Source organism: Streptosporangium sp. H13245 (genome assembly GCF_055690525.1).
Genome location: NZ_JBSZKT010000002.1, coordinates 278,131 through 300,502 on the forward strand (window position 1 = coordinate 278,131; position 22,372 = coordinate 300,502).

The 22,372-nt window shown below is 71.4% G+C and carries 20 protein-coding genes; 4 read left to right on the top strand and 16 right to left on the bottom strand.

All coding sequences use genetic code 11. The features are described 5' to 3' along the window. Positions 1–20 precede the first annotated feature (20 nt). Positions 21–596, bottom strand: a complete 576-nt coding sequence (locus ACW9TB_RS05285) for a TetR/AcrR family transcriptional regulator (protein WP_472746785.1) — start codon at positions 594–596, stop codon at positions 21–23. Positions 597–669: 73 nt separating this feature from the next. Between ACW9TB_RS05285 and ACW9TB_RS05290 the strand changes: the two genes are divergently transcribed. Further along, positions 670–1,848 (top strand): FAD-dependent oxidoreductase, encoded by a 1,179-nt coding sequence (locus tag ACW9TB_RS05290; RefSeq protein WP_472746786.1) that lies wholly within the window; start codon positions 670–672, stop codon positions 1,846–1,848. Between the two features lie 248 nt (positions 1,849–2,096). Here ACW9TB_RS05290 and ACW9TB_RS05295 read toward each other — a convergent pair whose 3' ends face one another. Both ACW9TB_RS05295 and ACW9TB_RS05300 read right to left on the bottom strand, forming a co-directional pair. Then, positions 2,097–2,957 (bottom strand): DMT family transporter, encoded by an 861-nt coding sequence (locus tag ACW9TB_RS05295; protein WP_472746787.1) that lies wholly within the window; start codon positions 2,955–2,957, stop codon positions 2,097–2,099. 474 nt (positions 2,958–3,431) lie between these two features. Further along, positions 3,432–3,797: a VOC family protein gene (locus tag ACW9TB_RS05300; RefSeq protein ID WP_472746788.1), complete on the bottom strand. Its 366-nt coding sequence runs from the start codon at positions 3,795–3,797 to the stop codon at positions 3,432–3,434. Positions 3,798–4,143: 346 nt separating this feature from the next. Here ACW9TB_RS05300 and ACW9TB_RS05305 point away from each other — a divergent pair, with 346 nt between their 5' ends. Further along, positions 4,144–5,172 (top strand): DMT family transporter, encoded by a 1,029-nt coding sequence (locus tag ACW9TB_RS05305; protein ID WP_472746789.1) that lies wholly within the window; start codon positions 4,144–4,146, stop codon positions 5,170–5,172. 74 nt (positions 5,173–5,246) lie between these two features. Here the strand turns inward: ACW9TB_RS05305 and ACW9TB_RS05310 are convergent, their stop codons facing one another. Together ACW9TB_RS05310 and ACW9TB_RS05315 are read right to left on the bottom strand one after the other, a co-directional pair. Next, positions 5,247–6,038 carry a class II aldolase/adducin family protein gene (locus tag ACW9TB_RS05310; protein WP_472746790.1) on the bottom strand — a complete coding sequence of 264 codons (792 nt, stop codon included), beginning with the start codon at positions 6,036–6,038 and terminating at the stop codon, positions 5,247–5,249. Continuing rightward, on the bottom strand, positions 6,035–7,186 hold the full coding sequence (locus ACW9TB_RS05315; protein WP_472746791.1) for a lactate 2-monooxygenase: 1,152 nt from the start codon (positions 7,184–7,186) through the stop codon (positions 6,035–6,037). Before ACW9TB_RS05315 ends, ACW9TB_RS05310 begins: the two co-directional genes overlap by 4 nt. A 208-nt stretch (positions 7,187–7,394) precedes the next feature. Here ACW9TB_RS05315 and secA2 point away from each other — a divergent pair, with 208 nt between their 5' ends. Continuing rightward, positions 7,395–9,596 (top strand): accessory Sec system translocase SecA2, encoded by a 2,202-nt coding sequence (gene secA2, locus ACW9TB_RS05320; protein ID WP_472747107.1) that lies wholly within the window; start codon positions 7,395–7,397, stop codon positions 9,594–9,596. A 37-nt stretch (positions 9,597–9,633) separates the two neighbouring features. Here secA2 and ACW9TB_RS05325 read toward each other — a convergent pair whose 3' ends face one another. Beyond that, a complete protein-coding gene (locus tag ACW9TB_RS05325) occupies positions 9,634–10,026 on the bottom strand; it encodes a hypothetical protein (RefSeq protein WP_472746792.1) in 393 nt (130 codons plus the stop codon). Then, positions 10,023–10,256, bottom strand: a complete 234-nt coding sequence (locus ACW9TB_RS05330) for a hypothetical protein (protein WP_472746793.1) — start codon at positions 10,254–10,256, stop codon at positions 10,023–10,025. The genes ACW9TB_RS05325 and ACW9TB_RS05330 overlap by 4 nt, the downstream gene beginning before the upstream one ends. 200 nt (positions 10,257–10,456) lie before the next feature. Here ACW9TB_RS05330 and ACW9TB_RS05335 point away from each other — a divergent pair, with 200 nt between their 5' ends. After that, positions 10,457–11,260 carry a helix-turn-helix domain-containing protein gene (locus ACW9TB_RS05335; protein ID WP_472746794.1) on the top strand — a complete coding sequence of 268 codons (804 nt, stop codon included), beginning with the start codon at positions 10,457–10,459 and terminating at the stop codon, positions 11,258–11,260. Between the two features lie 114 nt (positions 11,261–11,374). Here ACW9TB_RS05335 and ACW9TB_RS05340 read toward each other — a convergent pair whose 3' ends face one another. From ACW9TB_RS05340 to ACW9TB_RS05380, 9 genes are all read right to left on the bottom strand, one after another. Then, positions 11,375–12,832: a PepSY-associated TM helix domain-containing protein gene (locus ACW9TB_RS05340; RefSeq protein WP_472746795.1), complete on the bottom strand. Its 1,458-nt coding sequence runs from the start codon at positions 12,830–12,832 to the stop codon at positions 11,375–11,377. Positions 12,833–13,180: 348 nt separating this feature from the next. After that, positions 13,181–13,723 carry a hypothetical protein gene (locus tag ACW9TB_RS05345; protein WP_472746796.1) on the bottom strand — a complete coding sequence of 181 codons (543 nt, stop codon included), beginning with the start codon at positions 13,721–13,723 and terminating at the stop codon, positions 13,181–13,183. A 240-nt stretch (positions 13,724–13,963) separates the two neighbouring features. Next, on the bottom strand, positions 13,964–14,344 hold the full coding sequence (locus ACW9TB_RS05350) for a hypothetical protein (RefSeq protein WP_472746797.1): 381 nt from the start codon (positions 14,342–14,344) through the stop codon (positions 13,964–13,966). Between the two features lie 340 nt (positions 14,345–14,684). Then, entirely contained in the window at positions 14,685–16,508 is a 1,824-nt protein-coding gene (locus ACW9TB_RS05355) for a GH39 family glycosyl hydrolase (protein WP_472746798.1), read from the bottom strand. Between the two features lie 52 nt (positions 16,509–16,560). Then, on the bottom strand, positions 16,561–18,147 hold the full coding sequence (locus tag ACW9TB_RS05360; RefSeq protein ID WP_472746799.1) for a glucoamylase family protein: 1,587 nt from the start codon (positions 18,145–18,147) through the stop codon (positions 16,561–16,563). Positions 18,148–18,181: 34 nt separating this feature from the next. Then, positions 18,182–19,021, bottom strand: a complete 840-nt coding sequence (locus ACW9TB_RS05365) for a carbohydrate ABC transporter permease (protein ID WP_472746800.1) — start codon at positions 19,019–19,021, stop codon at positions 18,182–18,184. Positions 19,022–19,047: 26 nt separating this feature from the next. Continuing rightward, the gene (locus ACW9TB_RS05370) at positions 19,048–19,995 is read right to left on the bottom strand and encodes a carbohydrate ABC transporter permease (RefSeq protein WP_472746801.1); all 948 of its coding nucleotides are present in this window, start codon (positions 19,993–19,995) and stop codon (positions 19,048–19,050) included. 2 nt (positions 19,996–19,997) lie between these two features. Next, the gene (locus ACW9TB_RS05375; protein WP_472746802.1) at positions 19,998–21,248 is read right to left on the bottom strand and encodes a sugar ABC transporter substrate-binding protein; all 1,251 of its coding nucleotides are present in this window, start codon (positions 21,246–21,248) and stop codon (positions 19,998–20,000) included. Beyond that, a complete protein-coding gene (locus tag ACW9TB_RS05380; RefSeq protein WP_472746803.1) occupies positions 21,245–22,264 on the bottom strand; it encodes a LacI family DNA-binding transcriptional regulator in 1,020 nt (339 codons plus the stop codon). Before ACW9TB_RS05380 ends, ACW9TB_RS05375 begins: the two co-directional genes overlap by 4 nt. Between the last annotated feature and the right edge of the window lie 108 nt (positions 22,265–22,372).

Consider the following 22,372-nt stretch of genomic DNA (forward strand, 5'->3'; position numbering starts at 1 on the left):
CTTACCGGCCTGTCCCGTTCTTACCTGTCGCGGCCGAGCATGCCGCGCAGGAGTTCCCTGACCCCCAGGCGGAGGTCGTCCAGGGTCGGTTCCGCTCCGGCGCCGACGATGGCGTCGAAGATCACTCCCTCGCTGAAGGTGACGAGCTGGCGCCCGTGCCGTACCGGGTCGGACGACCCCGCGGCGGCGAGGATCGCGATCGCGGGATCGCGGAAGAGCTCACCGACCCTGTCGTAGATCCTGCGCAGCTCGGGGCGGCGGGTGGCCTCAAGGGCCAGCTCGTAGCGGGCGACCGCCTGGCGACGGCCGCCGGTCAGCTGCGTCCAGAGTGCCTGGGCCGTCATCTCGGCGAGGACTTCGGCCAGGTCCGGCACCGGACCCTCGAAAATCGGCGCGAACGCGGCGGACTCCAGCTCGGTCAGCCGGGCGAGGGTCAGCTCCAGGAGCGCGGACCGGGTACGGGCCAGGTTGGAGGTCGACCCCGGCGGCAACCCCGCGGCCTCGTCCACGGCTCGATGGGTCAGGCCGCGCATTCCCCGATCCGCCAGCAGGGCGATGGCGGTATCGGCGACGAGCTCCGCGCGTTGGGACTTCACCCTCCGATACTACATTTGTAGTTAAACTACAGGCGTAGTAGCATCCACTACACCCGTAGTAGAGGAGAAGGTCATGGCGCGTGCGGTGGTCATCGGAGCGGGCATCGGCGGGCTGACGGCGGCGGTGGCGTTACAGCGGCGGGGCTGGGACGTGACGGTGTTCGAGCGGGCGCCGTCCCTGGAGCCGGTCGGCTCGGGGCTGGCCGTCGCCGCCAACGCGCTCAGGGCGCTCGACACGCTCGGAGCCGGTGACGAGATCCGCAAGCTGTCGGCGGTCCAGGGTTCGGGCGGCATCCGGCGCTCCGACGGCAGGTGGCTGGTGAGGACCAGCGTGGAGGCCGCCTCGGCGCGCAACGGCGGCGACTCCGTAGTGCTGCTGCGCCGCGCCGACCTGGTCGACGTCCTCTCCTCCCGCCTCGCACCCGGTACGGTCCGGCTGAACACCGAGGTCTCGGAGGTCGACGCGGAGAAGGGCCTGGTGACCCTCCCCGGCGGGCGGGTGGAGGCGGACCTCGTGGTGGCGGCCGACGGCATCCACTCCCCCGTCAGGTCGGCACTGTTCCCCGGCCACCCCGGCCCCCGCTACGCGGGCGTCACCAGCTGGCGGGTGCTCATCCCCGCCGAGGGCGTCCCGGGCCAGGCGTACGAGAGCTGGGGGCGCGGCAAGGTCTTCGGCGTCATGCCACTGGCCGGGGGCATGTCCTACTGCTACGCCACCGACACCGTCCCGGCGGGCGGCGGTGGCGGGGACCAGCTGGCCGAGCTGCGACGGCTGTTCGGGGACTGGCACTCCCCGATCCCGGAGCTGCTCGCCGCGGCCTCACCGGAGCGGGTTCTGCGGAACGACGTCCACCACCTCGCCACCCCGCTGCCCGCCATGCACCGGGGCCGGGTGGCCATGCTGGGCGACGCCGCGCACGCCATGACCCCCAACATGGGTCAGGGCGCCTGCCAGGCGATCGAGGACGCGGTGGTGCTGGCCCACGTGGTCGGCGACGGCGACAGGTTCACCGGCGGCACCGGAGAGGCGACCGGCCGGAGCGACGGGCTGGCCGGTTACACCGCCGCGCGGCTGGAGCGTACGTCCAGGATCGTGGCCAGGTCCGCCACGATCTGCCGCGTCACCAGGCTGCGCGACCCGCTGTCCGTACGGCTGCGCGACGCGATGGTGACACTCAGCTGGCGGCTCGCGCCCTCGCGCGTGAACGGCCCGATGGACGAGGTGTTCGGCTGGACGCCTCCCTCCGCGTGACCGTTCCCACGGGGAGTCGGGGGCGAGGTGGTCCACGCCAGACGATCCCGAGATGCGGGGGCCCGGGACAACTGACTTCCGGTGGCTTCCGGGATACCGAGGTCCCGATATACGGAGTCCTGAGATGCGGGGTTCCGGGATAGCCGGGTCCCGAGATACGGGGGCCTGCGATGCGGGGGTCCGGGACAGCCGGGTCCTGAGATACCGGGTCCCGGAGATCGGCGGGACCCGTACGGATACGAATACGTCTAGCGCGCGACGCTGGCCTTCTCGCGCATCGGGGCGGAAACCCCCTGGTCAGGGGAGAGCCGTCCCAGGGTGATCGTCCCCCAGACGAGCAGCGCGGCGGCGAAGAGGGCGGGGATCACGTTCGACCAGCCGCTGGGGACCGCCTCGTCGAGCAGAAGGGCCCCCGCGAGGATGGAGGTGATGGGGTCGACGATCTGGACGGCGGCGTAGGAGATGCCGAAGTAACCCACCTCGTAGGTTTTCTGCAGCAGCACGACCGCGCAGATGAGCAGCACGGGAACGGCGACCGTGAACCAGTTGAGCAGCGTGCTCAGGTCACCGTCGAAGTTGCCGCCCACCACCCGGACGAAGGTGGAGACGCTGGCCGTCACCGCCCCGGCGGCGACCGACAGCACCAGCGCGTGGGCCGAGCCGGTCATCTTCCGTGCCAGCAGATGGGTCACCAGCACGACCAGCCCGACGCAGCCGAGGAAACCCAGTGCCTCCTGGTTCGTCATGTGGGGTTTCACGGGGTGCGCGGGGACCAGCAGCAGCAGTCCGAGCAGTCCGACGGCCACCGCGATCGAACCGATGATCTCCGCCTTGTGCGGGCGCCTGCCGTGCAGCATCGCCGCCAGCGGTACCGCGAACACCAGCGTCGCCACGCTGATCGGCTGCACCGCGATCAGCGGCGCGAAGCTGAGAGCGACGGCGTGCAGGGACGCCCCGGTGAAACCGATGACGCCGCCGATCCACCAGCGGGGCCGCCTCATCAGCTTCAGCGAGGCGCCCTCGGTGACCGCCTCGAACTGCTGGAGCGCGGCTCCCAGCGCGTAGCCCAGCGCGCCGACCAGGGCGATGGATATCCCGACCCAGGTCATCGCCACCCCACATAACGGACGGGACATCCGGAAAGAAGCGATTCACGGGTCATCCCGCAAGCTTAGGGCGCGCGGCGAACGGGTAGGGACCTTCCCCGGTCATACGGCATACGGCGAAACACCATCCGGCCGGTGCCGACGAGAGCGCGGCGCCCTGCCGGGCGGGAAACACTTTCACGAACCGGCACTCCGGACATGTCCGGCATCCTGGTCGTCGGCCTGGACCCGGCAGTCACCCTGCCCGGGCCCGATCGGCACCCGGGCCCCCGTCGCCGGTCCGGGCGCCGACGGGTTCACCGGGCCCTTCGACGGACCGTTCATCGAGCCGTTCACCGGGCTGCTTGCCGGGTCGTTCTATGAGCCGTCCAGCGGACCGTTCACTGGAGCGCCGCCGTGTCCCCCCGGGCCGCGCGGTCAGCGATTCCCCCGCCCGGGGTTCCCGGATGGTTGCCCGGTCCGGGGGTGTTCATACGGTCACTGGCCGCTGGGCGGACAGACGCAGAACAGGTGCCCCTCGGGGTCGGCGAGCACGACCCACTTCCCCTCGCCGGGCTGGAAGTCGGGCCGGGTGGCTCCGAGCTCCAGGTAGTCCCGGATGGCCGCTTCCAGGTCGGGGACGCGAACGTCCAGGTGGAACTGCTTGTCGGGGCCCGGCCACGTGGACGGCTTGCGGTCGAGGTTCTGCTGGAAGTAGATGCTTGTCGTGCCGTCGCCGATACCGGCGTAGGCGTCCTCCGCGTACTGGACCTCATAGCCGAGGACGGTCGCGTAGAACTCGGCCAGCCGCTTGGGCTCGGCGCAGTCAATGGTCAAGGCGAGAAGCTGTGCTTTCGTGGTCATGACACGATCGTCTCGCCGATACCTGTCAGCTGCTGTCACGTTTGCCGAGGCCATTCCCCGAGCGGTGCCACGACATCCCCGCGACATCCCTGAACAGGCACCGGAGCAGGCACAGGAGCGGGTGCCGGTACGGGCTGGAGTACGAGGGCCGGAGCGACCGGAATAAGTGGTGGCCGCCGTGAGGAGCGCCTGACTAGGGTGAGTCCGTGCTTCTGATCGTTTCCCCGCCCCCCGCCCGCTAGCGGGCGGCCCTCTCTCCTGACGACCGGACCCGAGCGGTCCGGTGGGTGCTTGCCGTCCGCATACGCGCGACCTGACGACAACCACCTCATCTGGAGAGATCTCCATGACGCATGTCTCCGTGCGGCGGGGCCTGCTGTACGTGTCCATCGCGGCGACCGCCTGGGGCACCGGCGGCGCGGCCGCCGCGCTGCTCTACCAGGCGGGCGGGCTCGGCCCCGTCGCCGTCTCCTTCTGGCGGTTCGCCGCCGGAGCGGCCGTGCTCCTGCTGGCCGGCCTCCTGTTCGGCCTCGGAAGGCCCCGGCCCGCCGAACCACTCACCGCCGACAAACGACCCCGTCCCACCGCGCCACCCGCCACCGACCGGCGGAACCGTCCCGCCGGGGGGAACCCGGCCCTTGGAAAAACCCGTCCCACCGCGCCGCTCGCCACCGACCGGCGGCGAGCGGTGCTCGGGCGGATCCTGGTCACCGGCGTGGCGATGGCCGTCTACCAGACGGCCTACTTCGCGGCGATCGCCGAGTCGGGCCTGGCCGTGGCGACCGTGGTCACGATAGGCGCCACCCCCGTCCTCGTGGCCGCGGGCGGGTGGCTGCTGCTGGGCGAGCGCCTGAGTGCGACGGTGCTGGGCGCGGTCGCGATCGCCCTGACCGGCCTGGCCATGTTGACGCTCGGCGACGGGTCGGCGACCTTCTCGGCGGCCGGTGTCGGGTGGGCGCTGCTGTCGGCGGCCGGGTACGCGGGCGTGACCCTGCTCAACCGGGCCTCCGCCGACGAGCCGTACGCCACCGCGATGGGCGGTTTCGTCGTCGGCGGGCTCTGCCTGCTGCCCGTCGCGCTGGTTCAGGGGCTGTTGCCCTCCGGTGACCCGCTCGCCTCCTGGGCGATCGTCGTCTACCTGGGTACGGTCCCGACGGCCCTGGCCTACGGGCTCTTCTTCACCGGTCTCGCCGCGGTACGCGCCACGACGGCCGCCGTGATCACTCTCGTGGAGCCGGTGGGCGCGGCGATCCTGGGGATCCTGCTGCTCGGCGAGCGGCTCACCCCGGCGGCGGCGTGCGGGAGCGTCCTGCTGCTCGGCGCGGTCGCCCTGCTCGCCCTGAAGGAGAGAGGAGGGGCGACCATCCCGGCGTGAGCCGCGCGTGGGTCCCGTACGGACTCCCGTGCGGGACCCACGCCGGACGCGCGGGGTCGGTCGAAACGGGAACGTCAGTCGAACATGTCGGGTTCGGTGGCGACGATCTGGTCGTGCAGGGGCTGGAAGTTGATCCAGCCGACCGTGTCGTTGCCGATCTGGCCGTGGGTGAGCTTGGCGTTCTCGTGGGTGATCTGGACGGTGGGCCCGGCCGCCTTGGCCAGGAGCTGGGCCTGGCACGAACGCTCCATCGTGATGAACCACCAGGCGGCGGCGTCCACGCTGTCGCCCACCGTCAGCAGCCCGTGGTTGCGCAGGATGACGGCCTTGTGGGAGCCGAGGGCCTGGGCGATGCGGCGGCCCTCCTCGGTCTCCACGACGACACCGGTGTAGTCGTCGAACAGGGCGTGGTCCTCGTAGAAGGCGCAGGCGTCCTGGGTGAGCGGTTCCAGGAGCGTGCCGAGCGACGACAGCGCCTTGCCGTACACCGAGTGGCTGTGCGCGGCGGCGACCACGTCCGGCCTGGCCTGGTGGACCATCGAGTGGATCGCGAACGCGGCCTGGTTGACGTGGTAGCGGCCGTCGACCACCTGGCCCTCGTGGTTGACGAGGATCAGGTCGGCGACCTTGACGTGCCTGAACGACATGCCGAACGGGTTCACCCAGAAGTGGTCGGTGTGCTCGGGGTCGCGGACGGTGATGTGCCCGGCCACTCCCTCCTCGAAGCCGAACCTGCCGAACAGCCGCAGCGCCGCGACCAGGCGCTCCCTGCGGTGGCGGCGCTCCTCCTCCACGGTCTCGAACTTCTGCGGCAGCCGGAAGACGAGCTGGTCGCCGGGAACGGGCTGCAGGTCGGACAGGCTCACAGTGCCTCCAGGGCGGAAGGGTCGAGGTCGGCGGGACGACTGTAGCCCGCCAGGCCGAGGGTGAGGTCGAGCTCGGCGAGCAGGGAGCGCACCACGTGGCGCACGCCGTCCTCGCCGCCCGCCGCCAGGCCCCAGACGTACGGCCTGCCGAGGAGCACGGCCCGCGCGCCGAGGGCGAGGGCCTTGAAAATGTCGGAGCCGGTGCGGACACCCGAGTCGAACAGCACGGTCAGCCGGTCGCCCACGGCCGCCGCGACCGGGGGGAGCGCGTCGAGCGAGGCCGTGGCGCCGTCGACCTGGCGGCCCCCGTGATTGGAGACGACCACGCCGTCCATGCCCGCGTCCGCGGCGCGCAGGGCGTCGTCCGCGTGCTGGATCCCCTTGAGGACGATCGGCCCGTCCCAGTTGTCGCGGAGCAGGGACAGCTGCTCCCAGGTGTGGGGGCGGCCGTTGAACATCGGCACCCACTGCATGATCGCCGCGCCGAGGTCCTCCTCGACCGGGCGGGCCAGCTTGGAGCGGAACACCGGGTCCGACAGCGGGATCGCCAGGCCGGTCCCGCGCAGGAACGGCAGGTAGGCCTGGTCGAGGTCGTGCGGGCGCCAGGCCAGGGTCCAGGTGTCGAGGGTGACGACCAGGGTGTCGTAGCCGTTCTTGGCGGCCCGGCCGAGCAGGCTGAGCGTGACGTCGTCGTCGTGCGGCCAGTAGAGCTGGTACCACCGGGGGCCGTCGGCCTCGGCCACCTCCTCCAGCGTGTGCGACGCGGCGGTGCTCAGCACCGTCGGAATGCCGAGCGAGGCGGCGGCCCTGGCGGTGGCCAGCTCGCCGTCAGGGTGCACGATCGACTGCACCCCGACCGGGGCGAGGGCCAGCGGCGCGGGGTAGCTCCTGCCGAACAGCTCGACGCCGAGGTCCCTTACCGGGACGTCGCGGAGCATCCTGGGCACGATCCGGCGGCGGTCGAACGCCTCGCGGTTGGCGCGCTCGGTCGCGCCCGTTCCCGCGGAACCGGCCACGTACCAGTACGGTCCCGGGTCGAGCAGCTCGCGCGCCACCCGTTCCAGCTCGGCGACGGACGTCGAGTACGGAGGCGTGTTCCCGGCCAGGCCGTTGAGATAGATCTCGTACTGGTAATCGGAGAAGGCCATGCCCCATCCTTTGTTCCGATCACCGTGGATGTCCACGACCTGTTGGCTAAAATTACACCCGACTTATCCCGCTATGTCGTGACAAGTCGCCGGTGCCCCGAAAATCTGGTGGGAGCACCTCGATCCTGGACAGCCGATCTTTGCATCACAATGTGCGGAGAGACGGAACGCGAGCCCGGAAACGGGCGTTGGAGGGAACGTGGCCTCGATTACCCAGCTCTTCAGGCGGTTCCTCGAACGCCCCGGCACCATCGACCTCTCGAAGTTCGAGCGGGTCGTCGTGGAGGCCGGGACCCGCGAGGAGCGGATCCGCGCGCTCGACGAGCTGCCCGCGCCGTCGCCCGACGACCTCCCGGAGTTCTGCGCGATCATGCGGGAGGCCGCGCACCGCACGCTCGAACTGCGGCCGTACGACGTGCAGCTGGTCGGCATGCTGGCGATGCTGTCGGGAAACGTCGCGGAGATGGCCACCGGCGAGGGCAAGACCCTCTCCGGGGCGATGGCCGCCGCCGGATACGCCCTGCAGGGCAAGCGCGTCCACGTCATCTCGGTCAACGACTACCTGGCCCAGCGTGACGCCGAGTGGATGGGCCCGCTGTACGAGGCGCTCGGCGTCTCCTGCGGCTGGATCGGGCAGAACTCCACGCCCGAGGAGCGCCGGGCGGCCTACGCGGCGGACGTGACGTACGGCTCGGTCAGCGAGATCGGCTTCGACGTGCTGCGCGACCGGCTGAGCACCCGCGTGGAGGACCTGATCGTGCCCGCGCCGGCCGTGGCGCTGGTCGACGAGGCCGACTCCGTGCTGGTCGACGAGGCCCGGGTGCCGCTGGTGCTGGCCGGTGCCGCCGACCCCGGCGACTCGGTGCCGGAGATGGCGGCGCTGGTCAGGCAGCTGGTCAAGGGCTACCACTACGAGCTCGACGACCAGGCGCGCAACGTCCACCTGACGAGCAAGGGCATCGACACCGTCGAGCAGGCGCTCGGCCTCGACCTCTACGACACCCCGGCCACCCTGACGGACGTCAACCTCGCGCTGCACGCGCACGCCCTGCTGACCAAGGACGTCGACTACATCGTCCGCGACGGCAAGGTGCACCTGATCAACCCGTCGCGGGGCCGGGTGGCGCTGCTGCAGCGCTGGCCCGACGGGCTGCAGTCCGCGGTGGAGGCCAAGGAGGCGCTCTCGCCGTCGGAGACCGGCGAGATCCTCGACTCGATCACCGTCCAGGCGCTGATCACCCGCTACCCGGAGAAGTGCGGCATGACCGGCACCGCGGTGGCGGTCGGCGACCAGCTGCGGGAGTTCTACGACCTCAAGGTCGCCGTGGTCCAGCCCAACCGGCCGAACGTGCGGACCGACGAGCCCGACCGCCTCTTCGAGTACCGCATGGAGAAGGACCTCGCGCTGGTCGAGGAGATCGTCGAGGTGCACGCCACCGGCCGGCCGATCCTGATCGGCACCCTGGACGTGGCCGAGTCCGAGCGGCTGGCGCTCACCCTGGCCGGGCGCGGGCTGGAGTGCGTGGTCCTCAACGCCAAGAACGACGCCGAGGAGGCCGCCATCATCTCCCGGGCCGGGGAGCGCGGCGCGCTCACGGTCTCCACCCAGATGGCCGGGCGCGGCACCGACATCCGCCTCGGCGAGGGCGTCGACGAGCTCGGCGGCCTGTACGTCATCGGCTCGGGCCGGCACACCAGCAGCCGCCTGGACGACCAGCTGCGCGGGCGCGCGGGCCGCCAGGGCGACCCCGGCGGCTCGATCTTCCTCGTCAGCGGCGAGGACGAGCTGATCACCCACTACGTCGCCGACGAGTACGCCAAGGGCGTGCCGGAGCACTCGCTCGTGGGCCACGCCCAGCGGGTCGCCGAGGGCGTCAACATGGAGATCCACCGCAACACCTGGCGCTACACCCGCCTGCTGGAGCGCCAGCGCGGCCAGCTGCTGGAGCGCCGCGACCGGGTCCTGCGCGACCGGGTGGCGGGCGAGGCCCTGGCCAAGGCGGCCCCCGAGCGGTGGGCCGAGCTGGAGGAGAGCGTCGGCGAGGACGTCCTGCACGAGGCCGCCCGTCAGATCGTCCTGTTCCACCTCGACCGAGGCTGGGCCGACCACCTGGCGTACCTGGCGGAGCTGCGGGAGGGCATCCACCTGCGGGTCCTCGGCAGGCTCAACCCGATCGACGAGTTCCACAAGGACGCCGTCCCGGCCTACCAGCGCCTGCTGGCCGAGATCGAGTCACGCTCGGTCGAGGCCTTCGAGACCGCCTCCGTCACCGACGAGGGCCTCGACCTTGAGGGCGCGGGCCTCAAGCGCCCCACCGCCACCTGGACCTACCTCGTCCAGGACAATCCCTTCGGCACCGAGTGGGACCGCATCCTCAACCGCCTCGCCACCAAGGTCCGCCACCGCTGACGCCCTCCGGACGGCCCTCGTCCCGGAGGGCCGTCCTTCAGGCACCGAGCTGGTCGACCCGCGACTTCGACAGCTCAAGCAGGGCCGCGCTGTCGCGAACGGAGACGCCCGCCGCCCGGAGGGCCGCCACGGCCTCTCTCGCGGTCTCGCCGAGCTGCGCGGCCACCTGGTCGCGCCGGGCCCGAAGCTCCCTGTAGGTGTCGAGCACCGTGGACGGAACACCGGCCACCTCGTACAGGTACGTCACGACGATCTCGGCCTCCGCGGGGGCGTCGAGGATGAAGTGCTTGGCCGCCTCCACCTCCTCGTACAGCTCCGCGAGGGTGTCACCGGAGACGCCTCCTTGGATGGGGGCGTCCGTCGGGAGCGCGATCCAGTAGTCGGTCTTGCGCACGGCCCTCATCGTGAGCCGCAGGGGTGCATCGGTCATTCCAACCATCCCTTTCCGAACACGTCTTCCAAGTCATGCGCGAGAGCCGCGAGCAGGTCGGGGTCCATATGCCGCAGGGGGGCCCGGGACCGGGCGACCACCACCTGGTCGGAGTCGTAGAGCGACAGGGACCGGGTGGTCCTGCCCGCGTCGACCCAGTCGGGACGCAGGGCATGCCGACGTGCGAGCTCGTAGATCCGATCGCGGATCTCGGGGTATGTCTGGAGCACGCACGGAAGCTAGCGTACTGGACGAAGGGCGTCCAGCGAACTGGACAACAGGTCGGCGGTTTGCCGTGATGCGTGGGGATAAATTCCAGCACCCGGTTCACGTCGCCCGGATGTGAGGGCGGTGCGCGTCGCCGACATCATGACACGCGTTACGTGTGTGGTAATGGTTTCGCCGAGCGTCCCCGGCTATCGTGGCGTATGTGACCACCACCAGCGCGTCCCGGCCGGTAGGCGAGCTTCTGCGCCAGTGGCGGGAACGGCGGCGGATGAGCCAGATGGACCTCGCGATCCAGGCCGACATCTCCACCCGGCACCTGAGCTTCGTGGAGACGGGCCGGTCCAAACCGAGCAGGGACATGATCCTCCACCTCGCGGAGGAGCTGGATCTCCCGCTGCGCGAGCGCAACCACCTGCTGCTGTCGGGCGGGTTCGCGCCGCTCTACGCGGAGACGCCGCTCAGCTCACCGCACATGGCGTCCGTACGGGAGGCGCTGGGGCAGGTGCTGAGCGGGCACGAACCGTACCCGGCCGTCGTCGTCGACCAGCGCTGGAATCTCGTCGACCGCAACGCCGCGACCGGGGTGCTGCTGCGCGGGGTCGCGCCGGAGCTGCTGGTCCCCCCGGTCAACGTGATGCGGCTGAGCCTGCACCCCAAGGGCATGGCGCAGCGCATCATCAACCTGGGTGAGTGGCGGGCCCACCTGCTGCACCGGCTCCGCCGCCAGATGAGCCTCACCGCCGACCCCGACCTGGCGGCGCTCTGGCAGGAGCTCGACGACTATCCCTGTGACCAGCCGGAGCCGGAGATAGAGCGTCCGGGCCCCGGGGACATCGTGGTCCCCCTCCGGCTCCGCCGTGGCTACCGGGAGCTGGCCTTCTTCAGCACCATGGCCACCTTCGGCACCCCGCTGGACATCACCGTCGCCGAGCTGGCCATCGAGGCGTACTTCCCGGCGAACCCCGAGACCGCCGCCTACCTGCAGCACCAGCACCACCCCGACTGACCGGGGGCGGGGGTGTGGCGTGCGCCCCACGCCACACCCCCGCCGCTCTGGCCGGTCCCGGCCGATGTCACCCGGTCTCGGCCGGTCCGGGTCCTGGAAGGTCCTCGGTGAGTCTCAGCCGGAGACCCCGGCCTCGGACTCGCTGGGCTCGACGGTTTCCCGCTTCTTCTCGCGCGACGCCGCGACCCTGGCCAGGACGACGTCGACCACGAGGAAGGCGAGCAGCGAGATGCCCAGCAGCGGAAGGAACACGCCCACCGCGATCACCACGGCCGCCAGGGGCAGGGCCACGGCCAGGGGCAGCCGCCGCAGGCCGCCGCGCTCGTAGGGGGTGCCGAAACCACGGGTCGGGCGGCGCAGCCACCACATGCGGTAGCCCCACACGATGACCGAGATCAGCGCCAGGGCCAGCGCGGCGAGCAGGATCTGGTTGGCCAGGCCGAACAGCACTCCCATGTGCCCGTCGATGCCCCACCTGGTCAGCTTCGCCCCGATGGGGAAGTCGTCGAAGCGCAGCTCGGCGACCGCCTGGCCGCTGGCGGCGTCGACCGCGACCTGGTCGTTGCGCTGCGGCCAGAGACGGTCCGTCTCCTTGACGACGTACGGGTCGCCGGACTCGGCAGGCCAGACGATCTCCATGGGCCCGGACAGGCCCTTGCCCGCCGCCGCCCGGACGACCTGGTCGGGGTCGGCGGCCGGGGCCGCGCCCGCGTCCCCGGCGGCGTGGTCTCCGTGGTCACCGTGACCGCCGGAGACGGGCATCGACGGGGTGCCCCAGCCGATCGCCCTCTGGATCACGTCGACGTTGACTCCCGCGTACTTCGACCAGGTCAGGCCGGTGGCCGAGAGGGCGAGCAGGCCGACCAGCGCCCACAGGCCGACCGAGCCGTGCCAGGAGAGGGTCTTGCGGTGACCTTGGGCGCCGCGCTCGGGGGCGACGACGCGGCGCAGCCGCTGACCGGCACGGCGGCGGCGGGTCAGCCACAGCACCAGGCCGCCGAGCGCGACCAGCCACAGCCAGCTGGCGGCCATCTCGCTGTAGATGCGTCCCGGCTCGCCCAGGTGCAGGTGGCGGTGGAGCTGGGAGATCCAGGTCCGCACGGGCAGCGCGCCCGAACTGCCGTAGCTCTCCAGCGTCCCTCGGACCTGCGCGGTGTACGGGTCGACGAAGACCGCCGTGCGGACGCTCTCCGGGAGGGCGGGATCGTTGAACAGCACCCGGGTCGTCGCGCCGGGCTCGTCGTAGGTCCAGACGGCCCCGACCTTCCCCGCGGGGTTCGCGGCGGTGGCGGCGGCGACCTGCCGCGTCAGGGGCAGCTTCTGCTGCCCGGCCGGTACGGGGACCGTCAGCTCGTGGGAGTGGACCACCTTCTCGAGCTGGAAGGAGGCGGCGTACAGCAGGCCGGTCGTCGCGGCCACCAGCAGGAAGGGCGCGACGAGGATCCCGGCGTAGAAGTGCAGGCGGAGCAGGAGCGAGCGCAGCGTCGCCCAGGTGGAGGGCACCTTGGGCACGAGAATCGGGGAGGGGCCGGACGGCCCGGCCTCGGGCTGGATCTCGACGTCAGACGTCATGGGAGGTTCTCCGTTCGCAGGGAACGCGCGCACCGTCAGGTACGCGCCACCGCGGTGTGAGGTTCAGTTCGGCGTCGCGGAAGGGCAGGCGGGATCCGGCTCCCACCAGCGGAAAGGCATGGTGGGAGCGGGGCTCGCGGCCCGTTGGCGGGGTGGGGACAGGCACTGGCGGGCGCCGTCGGACACTGGCGGACACCGTTGGACACCGTCGGGCGCCGCGACGGCGGCGCTCGGGGTCACCGGCCGGGGAGGGCGCGACGGCGCGACGGCCCGCGGCCGGGGAGGGTACGGCGCCCGGAGGCGCGGGCGCGCGAGGGCGCGACGGCGTCCGGGCGCGACGGCCCGATGTCAGACGGCGTGCGAGAGCGCGGGTGGCCCGCGGCGCGAGACGGCGGCGGCGAGCAGCCGGGCGACGGGTGACACCCGGTCGCCGGGCGCGGCGGGGAGGGTGACGCGCTGGACGACGGGCGCGTGCCACCGCAGCAGGGTGAGGACCGAGGCGAAGAGCAGGAACAGGAGCGTGGCCAGGCCGCACTCCCCCCGCTCCAGCCAGTGGGCCGACAGCAGCGCCGTCACGGCGTGCACCAGCAGCATGAACAGGCCGGTGGACAGGTCACCGGCGCCGTGCTCGTGCCCGGCCGACGGGGGTACCGCGCCGGAGGTGAACCACAGGTGCATGCCGTACTGCGCGGCGAAGCTCGCGCCCAGCAGCATGCCGAAGCCACGTCGCCGACGGGCGAGCACGAACGCGCCCGCCGCCGTCGGCAGCACCGCCCAGAGCAGCACACCCGGTCCCACCGGACTGCCTCCGGCCAGCACGTGCATGGCCAGCGACGCCGTCACGCACACGACCGCGAACACCGCGGCGCGAACAAGACGGAAGGCGTGCATGGGGCAATGGTGACAGAGAACGGTGGATTCGCCACCCCTTGATCTGTGAAGAAGAGTGTGGATTAATACCACTCGACCTGTTCGTCGCTATTGGGCGGTCTGTGCTATTCGTATGTCACCCGCGCGCCATGCACGCGAGACGTGCGAGGCGGCGGTGCGGGTGTGGGTGCCGATCCCTCCGCGGCACCCGGGCGCCCCGGGTCGTACCGCTCACCCGGGGTCCCGCACCGCCACCGGGGTCTACCCGTGCCGCGTCCCGGACGCGCGGCCGGAGTCTCCGGGGCCTTCGGGGCGTTCCTGGCTTTCGGGGGTGGGGTCGGTCACCTCGGGTGCCCGGTCGGTGACCTCGACCTTCAGCTGTGCCGTCGAGGTGATCAGGGTGCCCTCGGGCGCTCCCGCCCTGGCCGCGTCCACCACGACGACGCGCTCGCCCAGGTACAGGTAGGTGGCGGGGTCGAAGATGTACTCGTGCCGCACCCCGCCGAACCTGTTCACCATGGCCCCCCCCGCGCGCCCGGCGGCGTCCTCGGCCCCGTCGACGGTCTCGACGCCGGGGATCGTACCGGCCGCCCGGAACAGCGCGGCTCGCTGGGCGGACGGCAGGTACGCCCGCGTGATCATCGACCCGACGTTCCCCCACGCCTTGTAGTCGGCCAGGGGGTCCCGCGCCAGGACACCCCGACTCGTCGTCGGGGAAGGGGCCGCCCGTCCCCGCCCGGGTCCGGCTCGTTTCGCTCATATCCGGCCTCTCGGCTCTCGGTCAGGACACCCGTTGTCGCCTTCCCGCGTGTCCGCGGTTCCCGAAAGCGACAACGGAGATCCCGCCGGAGGCGAGATGGGCCAGCCCCGATCCCGGACGCGCCCCTCGGGCCGCCCGCGCGCTCCGAAGAGCGCGCTCCTCGGAACGCGCGGGCCCTCAGGGGAACACGCGGGCCCTCACCGGGAAGGGCCCGCGTTCCCGTCACGCCGGGGTGAGCTCCAGGTAGGAGACGGCGGGCATGGGCAGGGTGAACTCCAGCCGTACGGTCCCGTCCTCCGCGTGGACGGTACGGGCGGGTTCCAGCTCGTCCAGGCCGTTCGCGGCGTGGAGCCGTTCCCACTGCCCGCCCTCCGGCCAGTCCGCGCCCCCGCCGATCTCCGCCCAGACCGCCCGGATGTTGGAGTGCCGCTCGTCGATCCGGTGGTGGACGAGCGCGTACTCCCCCTCGGCCAGGCCCTCGACGGTGAGGGTGACCTCGCGCGACAGGATCGCCGCGCCGTCGGCCCGCTCCTGGTCGAGGGTGCCGTTCCACACCAGCACCCCGACGGCGCCGGTGGCCGAGCGCGCCGCCCACGCCTCGACCCCGGCGACGTCGCCGGTGGCCGAGCAGGCGAGCTCGTCCTCGCCCAGCCGGTCGGCCAGGGTGAGCGCGAGGTAGCGGGGTTTGCGCAGGTTGCCGACCGTGAGCAGGCCGAACCCGCCGTGGAAGAGCGCCGGTGGGCGGCCCAGTTCCTCGAAGTGGTCAGAGGCCACCCAGTGGGCCAGCGCGTCCACCCGCCCGGCCGCCGATCTCATCCCGTGCAGCAGGAACGTCGCGCCGAACGGGCCGTCGCCGATGCCGTGGAAGTGCGTGGGGGTGGGTCCCCACTCCGTCCACCAGATCGGCGTGCCCTCGCGGCCGTGCCGTTCCAGGACGGGCCGCCAGTCGAGCGGGGCGTTGCCGTAGGTGTGGGTGGAGACGAAGTCGAGCGCCGCGCCCGAGGCGTCCACGTGGTCGATCAGCTCCTGGACCCAGCCGTTGGCCGCCGACGACGGGCCGCCGACGCGGATGTCCGGGTGGACGTCCTTGACCGCCGCCGCCGACACGTCGTACAGCCGGAGGAACTCCTGTGGCGTGCCGCTCCAGAAGACCTCCAGGTTGGCCTCGTTCCACACCTCGAAGGCCCAGTTGTCGACCACCTCGCGCAGGCCGTACCGCTCGACGAGGTGCCGGGTGAGGTCACGGACCAGGTCGCCCCACCGGTCGTAGTCCCTGGGCGGTGAGATGATCGCCTCGTAGCCGAAGACCGTCTTCGACGGGTCGGCGGCCAGGTCGCGCGGCATGAACGACAGCTCCACGATCGGCCGCATGCCGAACGCGGTGATCGTGTCGTAGACCTCGTCCACCCGGCTGAAGTCGTGTACGGGTTCGCCGTCCTCCTCCCGGTAGACGCCGAGGTCGTCGCAGAGGATGGCGTGGGCGCGCACGGTCTCCACGCCCAGTTCCTCCCGCGTCGTCCGCAGCGCCTCGGTCAGCTCGGGACCGATCGGACGCCCGCCCACGGTGTCGGGCGACAGCATGTACGACAGGTGCTCGGAGCCGATCATGTACTTCCACGGCCTGGGCAGCGGCCGCGTGCGCGCGGAGGCGTCGACCCGCAGGGCCGTCGCGCCCGGCTCGGCGAGCGGCGCGGCGAACACCGGCCCGGTGAAGGGGCCGGTCCGCTCCATGGTGGTGACGGCGGCGACCCGGTACCAGGCGGGTTCCCCGCGCGTGTCCACGTAGCGCGGATCCGGCACGGCCGGTACGTCGACGTCGCGCTGCTTGGTCGAGGTGTACGGCCCCTCCTCGGCGGGCGCGCGGTGGACGGTGTAGCCGATGGCCCCGGCCACCGGTTCCCAGGTCAGCGTGACGTGCCCGCCCCCGCTGTCGGCGCGCAGGCCGCCGGGGGCGGCGACCTCGGCCCGTCCGGCCGGGGTCACCTCCCCCGACGCCCGGTAGATGCGGGCCTGCCAGTCTCGGCGTGCGGCGTCGGCCGTGCTCATCAGATACGTCTCCCCGATGGTCGGTGGGTGGATGTGTACGTCGGAGTACGGCTCACTTGGGAGGCACGACGGCCCACTCCTCCTGGCGCAGGACGGGGGCGAGCCTGGCCGTGACGTCGCGGGTCGCGAAGTGGCGGCGCAGGCTGTCGTCCGCGAGCGCGTTGCCGAGCGCGATCATGATCATTCCCTGGTCGAGGGCGAGGTACTGCTTGGCGACCTTGCCGCTGCGCACGGCGACCGCGTCGTAGAAGCCGCCCGGCCCGTAGGAGTCGAAGTTCGCCTTGATCCTGGCGAGGTTGGTCAGGGCCGCGCCGGGCGCGTGGCGCAGCGCGAGGAACGACGCGTGCGGGGTGACCACGCCGTCCCCGTACGACGCCGGTTCCGGCTGGCCCTCGCGGCACCCCTCGAAGCCGTAGTCGACGGAGGTGCGCTCCTGGTCGGAGGTGTAGCCGGGGGTGTCCATGCCGATCGCGTCCACGCCGTACTCGCGGTAGCCCCCGGCGGGGTCGTTGGACGGGGAGAAGCCCCAGTAGCCGTACTTCGCCTCGTTCATGCCGTGCTCGATCTGGGCGGCGATGTAGACCGGCTGGTTGCGGCCCCAGCTCCTGGCGCCCCAGACGTCCTCCGGCACGAGCTGGGTCACCATCAGCTCCTCGAACATGCTGCCGCCCCAGGTGGGCACCAGGCGCATGCCCCGGTAGCCGTACGTGCCCTCGAAGACGTTGACGCCCATGTACGTGCGCCAGGTGCCGACCGGTTTCTGCTCGGCCCACGACCAGTCGCAGGTGTCGGGGAAGGTACGCCACATGCCGTAGTAGTGCTCGGGCGGGAGCTGGCCGAGGACGATGCCGACGTAGCTGGCGATCCTGGCCTCGGTGAGCGCGCCGTAGTGGTGGCAGGTGGAGTGGACCGTGGTCCCCGAGCCGTTGTAGTCGCTCTCGACCGAGCAGCCGGTGGGCTTCTCCGGCCAGAACCCGCCGCGCAGCAGTCCGGTGCCCGCGTCGGGCCGCGCCTGCGGGTCGTAGTAGGACTCGAAGTCCATGCTCCTCGCCAGCGCCCCGGCCTGCCCGGAGACCTCGGGCACGGCGCTTCTGAGCATCATGAGCGCGGCGGCGAGCCAGCCGTTGTCGACGCTGGACAGGAACGGCTGGACGGCGGAGCCGTTCTCCGGCCAGGTGCGCACGATCTGGAGGGTGCGCGGGTCGTACCAGTTGTAGAACTGGCCGGTCGGGGCGTGACGCTCCAGCTTCGCCGTGGAGGCGAGCGTCCTGGTCACGCGGCGCAGGGCCTCACTCTTGGAGATGAGGCGGGTGTCGCGGGCGGCCACCGTACTCCACAGGTAGGTGGCGATGTTGGTCGGCGAGGTCACCTTGGCGCGGGTGGCGGGGTCGAGCGAGCCGTCGATCTTGTCGGAGGGCAGCCCGGTCGCCGGGTCGGCCATCGCGTCCATGGACTTCCAGGTGTCCGCGGCGTAGCGGCGCAGCACCTCCCGCTGCCGCGCGGTCGCCTCGGCCACCTCGGTCGCCGAGGTTGTCAAGGGGACATCAGGGGAGACAAGGGGAGACGCGGAGGCGGGGGCGGGGACGGCGGTGATCAGGGCGAGACAGGCCGTCAGGGCGGCCGCGTGACGACGACGCACGGGGGCTCCTTACGTGGGGGGTTACTTGACCTGGTTACTTGAGTCCGGTGGAGGCGATTCCCTGGGTGAAGAAGCGCTGCAGGAAGACGAAGAGGACGAGGACCGGCAGCACGACGACCACCGACCCGGCGATGAGCAGGCCGTACTGGGTGCTCTGGTAGCCGTTGAAGATGGCCAGCGCGACGGGCAGCGTGTACTTGTCCTCGCTCTGGGCCACCACCGCAGGCCAGAGGAAGTTGTTCCACGAGCCGAGGAACGTGATCAGGCCGAGGGTGGCCAGGGCGGGCCTGCAGAGCGGCATGACGATCCTGAAGAAGATCCGGAACTCCCTGGCGCCGTCGACCCGCGCGGCGTGGATCAGCTCGTCGGGGATGTCCGCGATGAACTGGCGCATCAGGAAGATGCCCAGCGGGGTGACCAGGCCGGGCAGGATGATCCCGAGGAAGGTGTTGACCAGGCCGAGCTTCGCGATGAGCACGAACTGCGGGATCATCACCACGATCGCGGGCAGCGCCATCTGCGTCAGGACCAGCGCGAAGAGCACGTTCTTGCCGCGGAAGGCCATCTTGGCGAAGGCGTAGCCGACCATCGAGCAGAACAGCAGGTTGCCCGCGACGGTGGCGACGGCCACCACCGCGCTGTTGGCGAACACCTGCGTGATGTTCATCTTCTCCAGCAGCTCGCCGTAGTTACCGAGCGTCCACCGCGTCGGCAGGAACTCCGGCGGGTCCCGCCTGATCTCGGTCTCCGGCTTGAACGAGGTGAGCAGCGTCCAGACGAACGGGAGCACGACGAGCACGAGCCCCACACCGAGCAGCGCGTACGTGGAGAAGCGGCGTTTCACCAGGGCCTTCGGGCCCGTTGCCCGTCTCACCCGGGCCTCCCGGCCTCGAACGGGTTTCATCTGGACCTCCCGACCCGGAACTGCAGGACCGCGAGGGCCACGATCACGGTGAACAGGACGCTCGCCGCGGCTGCGGCGTAGCCGTAGTTGCCGGAGCCGAACTGGTTGTAGATGGCGAGCGAGGCGGAGGTGGTCGCCCCCGCCGGGCCTCCCTGGGTCATCACCAGCGGCTCCTCCATGAACTGGGCGAACCCGATCGAGCTGTAGACGGTGCAGAACAGCAGCGCCGGGCGGAGCATCGGCAGCGTGACGGAGCGGAACCGCTCCCAGCGCCCGGCGCCGTCGACCTCGGCCGCCTCGTACAGCTCCCGGGGGATGCCCTGCAGGGCGGCCAGCAGGACGACCATGTCGAAGCCGAAGCTCCGCCAGGCGGTCATGACGATGATCACGGGGAGTGCCAGGTCCTCGTCGGCGAGCCAGCGGGGACCGTCCACGCCCACCGCCCCGAGCACCTGGTTGACCAGTCCCGCGTCGGGTTCGAGCAGGAACCGCCAGGCCACCGCGACACCGATGATGCTGGTGACGTACGGCAGGTAGTAGCCGAGCCGGAAGAACGCGGCGGGCAGCCGGGCGATCCCCGAGTTCAGCGCCACGGCCGCGCCCAGGCCGAGGGCGATGGTGAGCGGCAGCGCGGTCACCACGAAGATCAGCGTGTTCACCGCCGCCTTGCGCATGAGCTCGTCGTCGAACAGCCGCAGGTAGTTGTCGAGCCCGACGAGGTTCACCCCCAGGGGGTCGCGCACGTCGGTGCTGCGCATGTCGGTGAAGCTCATGCCGAGCTCGACGAGGAGCGGCCCCGCCCAGAACACCGCGAACATCACCACGAAGGGCGTCACGAACACCCAGGCCAGGCCGGTACGGCGGAATCCGCCCCGGGGCCGCCGCTCCCTGACGGGGGCCGGTGCGGTGGACTCGCGCGAGTCCACCCGTTCACTGACCACCATGGTCAGACCCCGGTCCCGATGGTCTCGGCCTGTCCCTGGATCCGCTTGGCCGTCTCCTCGGCCGTCTGCTTGCCCAGGGCCATCTTCTCGACCTCGGTCTCCATCACCTTGGCCACCTGCTCCCAGGTCGGGACGGCGGGGACGGCCTTGGCGTCCTTGAGCTGCTCGCCGAAGACGGTGACGCGCTCGTCGGCGGTGAGCGCCGGGTCCTGCCAGGCGGCTTCGACACTGGGCAGCGCGTTGATCTTGGTGTACCAGGTGGCCTGGACCTTGGGGTCGACGAGCCAGCGCAGGAACTTCCACGCGGCGTCGCGGTTCTTCGAGTCCTTGAAGACCACCATGTCGCTGCCGCCGACGAGGCTGGGACCTCCCGCGCTCCCCTTCGGGTAGGGCGCGACGGCGAACTTGTCCCCGAAGCCGTCGCCGCCCTCCTTCTCCAGGCCCGCGATCATCCACGGCCCCGAGTAGAAGGCGCCGACCTTCCCGTTCACGAACGTCTGCGGGAAGGCGCCGGTCGGCTGGTCGGTGCTGGCGAGCCCGCTCTCGAAGAACGAGCCGTACTGCTTGAGCGCCCTGACCATCTGGGGCGTGTCCAGCGTCCACTTCCCGTCCGAGACGATCTCACCCCCCGCCTGCCACACCAGCGGCAGCACCTCCTGCCAGGAGCCCTGCCGGAAGTTCTGCTCGACGCCGAGCGAGGCGCCCCCCTCGTCCTTGAGCGCCTTCACGAAGGCGGTGGTCTCCTCCCAGGTGACGGGCGGCTTCACCGACGCCTTCTCCGCGATGTCCTTGCGGTAGTACAGGGCGCGGGTCTCGACGTACCAGGGCACGCCGTACGCGGTCCCCTCCACCTCGACCGTGCCCCACGCGCCGGGGAAGAACGCCGACTTGTCGATCAGGCTGGCCGGGGTGGGGTCGAGGGCGCCGGTCTTGGCCATCTCGCCCATCCAGGTGCTGCCCAGCATGGTGACGTCGGGGGTGGCGTTCCCCGCGATGGCCGCGGTGATCTTGTCGTGGGCCACGTCCCAGCCGAGCGCCGTCACCTTGATCGTGATGCCGGGGTTGGCCGTCTCGAAGTCCTTGGCGAAGGCGCCCAGCGCCTCCCCCTCGGCCCCGATCGCCCAGACCGTGACCTCGCCGGTGGCCTTGCCGGTGTCGACGTCCCTGGCCTGCTCCGCGGCCCCTCCTTCGCTCCGGCCGCACCCGGCGAGCACCAGTCCCAACGCGAGGATCCCGGCGGCGTACTTCTTCACTTTTCCTCCTGGGGGTGAGGACCGCAGCTGGATCGGACGATCAGCCGGGTGGGGAGAATCTCGGAGTTCGGGACGGTACGAGTGCCCTTGATGAGCTCGTCCAACACACGGGCGGCGCGGGCGCCGAGCAGGCGCATGGGCTGGCGCACCGTGGTGAGGGCGGGCCTGGCGTGGCGGGCGGCCATGATGTCGTCCCAGCCGGTGACCGCCACGTCGCCCGGCACGTCGAGGCCGAGTTCCTCGGCCGCCAGGATGACGCCGAGGGCCACCTGGTCGTCGGCGCAGATCACCGCCCGGGGACGCGCGTCACCGGCGAGCAGCGCCCGTCCCGCCGCGTACCCGCCCTCCACGGTGAGCTCGCAGGGCAACGGCTCGGGGGGCCGGATCCCGTGGCCGGACAGGACCCGCCTCACCCCCGTCCAGCGCTGGGTGACGTCGCCCCGGTCGTCGTCCCCGGCCAGGGCGAAGGTGGAGTAACCGTGGCCGAGCAGGTGGGTGGCGAGCGCCTCGGCCGACGCGGTGTTCTCACTGGAGACCGTGTCGGCCCGCTCGACGGGGTCGCGGGCGAGCAGGACCAGCGGCGTCCTGCTCCTGACGATCTCGTCCACCACCGCGTCCTCGACGGTCCTGCCGAAGATCACCATGCCGTCCACCCGTCCGGCGAGGTCCCTGACCAGGTCCTGCACGGCGGCCCGGCCGCGCGTGGACAGGATGAGCACGGAACGGCCGAGCTCGGAGGCCACCTCCTCGTACCCGAGGAGCACCTCGGCGAAGTAGGGGCCCGACAGGTCGGGGAAGACGATCCCGTTGGCCGCGTGGCGGCCCTGGGCGAGGGAGACGCCGAGGCGGCTCGGGGTGAAGCTGAGCTCCTCGACCGCCCGCAGCACCTTCTCGCGCGTCCCGGCCGCGACGGGGCCGGTGTTGCGCAGCGCCCGGGAGACGGTGGCGATGGAGACGCCCGCCCGCTGCGCGACCTCGTAGATGGTCGCACCCTGACCTTCGTCGCTGTTTGACACCTGTCGTCCCGTCTCCCCGCGAGTGGAAGCGCTTACACTCACGGCCGACAGAAAGTGGAAGCGCTTACAGTGGATGAACCGAGTCAACCACCGAACGGAATCACCGGT

Bases quoted from the DNA above. Each gene is read 5' to 3' on its own strand.
- ACW9TB_RS05290 (WP_472746786.1), top strand. From the start codon at position 670: ATGGCGCGTGCGGTGGTCATCGGAGCGGGCATCGGCGGGCTGACGGCG.
- ACW9TB_RS05305 (WP_472746789.1), top strand. From the start codon at position 4,144: ATGACGCATGTCTCCGTGCGGCGGGGCCTGCTGTACGTGTCCATCGCG.
- ACW9TB_RS05300 (WP_472746788.1), bottom strand. From the start codon at position 3,797: ATGACCACGAAAGCACAGCTTCTCGCCTTGACCATTGACTGCGCCGAG.
- ACW9TB_RS05340 (WP_472746795.1), bottom strand. From the start codon at position 12,832: ATGACGTCTGACGTCGAGATCCAGCCCGAGGCCGGGCCGTCCGGCCCC.
- ACW9TB_RS05345 (WP_472746796.1), bottom strand. From the start codon at position 13,723: ATGCACGCCTTCCGTCTTGTTCGCGCCGCGGTGTTCGCGGTCGTGTGC.
- ACW9TB_RS05295 (WP_472746787.1), bottom strand. From the start codon at position 2,957: ATGACCTGGGTCGGGATATCCATCGCCCTGGTCGGCGCGCTGGGCTAC.
- ACW9TB_RS05315 (WP_472746791.1), bottom strand. From the start codon at position 7,186: ATGGCCTTCTCCGATTACCAGTACGAGATCTATCTCAACGGCCTGGCC.
- ACW9TB_RS05350 (WP_472746797.1), bottom strand. From the start codon at position 14,344: ATGATCACGCGGGCGTACCTGCCGTCCGCCCAGCGAGCCGCGCTGTTC.
- ACW9TB_RS05370 (WP_472746801.1), bottom strand. From the start codon at position 19,995: ATGGTGGTCAGTGAACGGGTGGACTCGCGCGAGTCCACCGCACCGGCC.
- ACW9TB_RS05355 (WP_472746798.1), bottom strand. From the start codon at position 16,508: ATGAGCACGGCCGACGCCGCACGCCGAGACTGGCAGGCCCGCATCTAC.
- ACW9TB_RS05325 (WP_472746792.1), bottom strand. From the start codon at position 10,026: ATGACCGATGCACCCCTGCGGCTCACGATGAGGGCCGTGCGCAAGACC.